This is a genomic window from Streptomyces solicavernae (assembly GCF_029968095.1).
In the GTDB taxonomy this organism is placed as follows: domain Bacteria; phylum Actinomycetota; class Actinomycetes; order Streptomycetales; family Streptomycetaceae; genus Streptomyces; species Streptomyces solicavernae.
Genome location: NZ_JASCIR010000087.1, coordinates 1 through 1,665, shown reverse-complemented (window position 1 = coordinate 1,665; position 1,665 = coordinate 1). Strand labels below are relative to the sequence as shown.

At 68.3% G+C, this 1,665-nt stretch carries 2 protein-coding genes; one reads left to right on the top strand and one right to left on the bottom strand.

From position 1 onward, the window contains the following. Positions 1–270 precede the first annotated feature (270 nt). The gene (locus QIS99_RS32090) at positions 271–1,044 is read left to right on the top strand and encodes an IS5 family transposase (protein WP_282517279.1); all 774 of its coding nucleotides are present in this window, start codon (positions 271–273) and stop codon (positions 1,042–1,044) included. Here the strand turns inward: QIS99_RS32090 and QIS99_RS32085 are convergent. Continuing rightward, positions 1,019–1,552 (bottom strand): hypothetical protein, encoded by a 534-nt coding sequence (locus QIS99_RS32085; RefSeq protein ID WP_282517278.1) that lies wholly within the window; start codon positions 1,550–1,552, stop codon positions 1,019–1,021. The two genes, QIS99_RS32090 and QIS99_RS32085, sit on opposite strands and share 26 nt — an antisense overlap. Positions 1,553–1,665: the final 113 nt, after the last annotated feature.

The following is a 1,665-nucleotide window of genomic DNA, read 5'->3' as shown; positions in this document are numbered from 1 at the left end:
AGTGGGTGTTGTCGTTCCGATCTTGAGGTGTGTGCGTCGAACGGAAGTCTCGATCGGGTGATCGTCTCGGGCTGTGTGCATGGAGACAGGGCCCCTCGGTAGCTCAGTGGTTGTCGAAGCCAAGAGCTGTACCGGGAGGCCCTGTTGTCGTATGTGTACGCGCTCGCGCCGGTGGAGTCCAACTCGGTTGCCCCGTCGTGTGATTGTGTCGCTCACCGGTTCGGGAACGCGGCTGATCATCCGGAGCGTGTTCGGCGGTATCCGTCGGACATGACAGACGCGGAGTGGGCCCGGGTCCGGCCATTGCTGCCGGTGCCCGGCTGGCTGCGGGGCCGGGGTGGGCAGCCAGAGGTGTACTGCCACCGGGCGATGCTCGATGCGGTCCGCTATCTGGTCGACAACGGCATCAAGTGGCGGGCGATGCCCGCCGATTTCCCGCCGTGGGACCGGGTGTATGCGTTCTTCCGCCGCTGGCGCGACCATGGCCTGGTCAAGGAGTTCCACGACCGGCTGCGTAATCGACTACGGCGGCGGGAGGGCCGGGACGAACGGCCCACGGCCGGTGTGATCGACTCGCAGTCCGTCAAGGCGGACGCGGTCGTCGGTGCGGACAGCCGCGGCTTCGACGGCGGCAAACTCATCAACGGCCGCAAACGGCACGTCGTGGTCGACACCCTCGGCCTACTGCTCGCGGTGACGGTCACCGCCGCGGGGATCGGCGACCGCCCCGCCGCCCGTGTTCTCCTGCGACAAGTCGCCGACACGCACCACCAGTTGGCGCTCGTCTGGGCCGACGGCGGCTACACGGGCAAGCTGATCGAGTACTGCCTGACCGGGCTCGGTCTCGTCCTGGCGATCGTCCAACGCAGAGACAAACTGCGGGGCTTCGTGGTGCTGCCCAAACGCTGGATCGTCGAGCGGTTCTTCGCCCACCTGATGCGAAGCCGCCGCCTGGCCCGCGACTTCGAACGCTCCACCACCAGCGCCGAGGCGGTGATCTACTGGTCGATGACGATGCTCATGACCCGCCGTCTGGCCCGATAACCCCCGCGGCGAGGGCGAACCGGCCTGGCTGCCGCTCGGCCAGCCAGCCCCGCGCCACCAGACGCTTCGCCTTCGAGCGCAGTGCCTCCACCTTCGCCGGCACCGCATCCAGGCCGAACACGGCGGCCATCTCCTGGCAGGTCAACGGCCCTTGGTGGAGGCGGCGACGGTCCGCGAGGGCCTGCAGGATGCGCTGGTAGTCCACCGACAGCACCGACCAGCCCAGACCCTCGCGCCAGACCGGCACCTGCGACTTCGGCTTCGCGGCCGCCGCTACCGACGAAGCTGCCTCTGTCCGCTCGGCCTGCTCGGGATCCTCGGCCTGCTCGGGATCCTCGGACGGGTCCAGTACCTCGCCCACCCGTGACCGGGCAATGGCCCACTCCTTCCAGTCCCGCTCGGCCACGGCCAACTCGGCTTGCACGCGGTCGACTTCTTCTCGCAGCTCGTCCACCCGACGACGGGCAGCAAGTTCACGCTGTTCCAGCAACCCCACGACCGACGGCATCCGCGACCTCCCCGGGAGCGATGACACGACAGGCCACCACTCCCACAACACCGCCGCCCCTACGCCTGACCAGCCAAAACACCGCCCTCAGGTTCGGAACGACAACACCCACT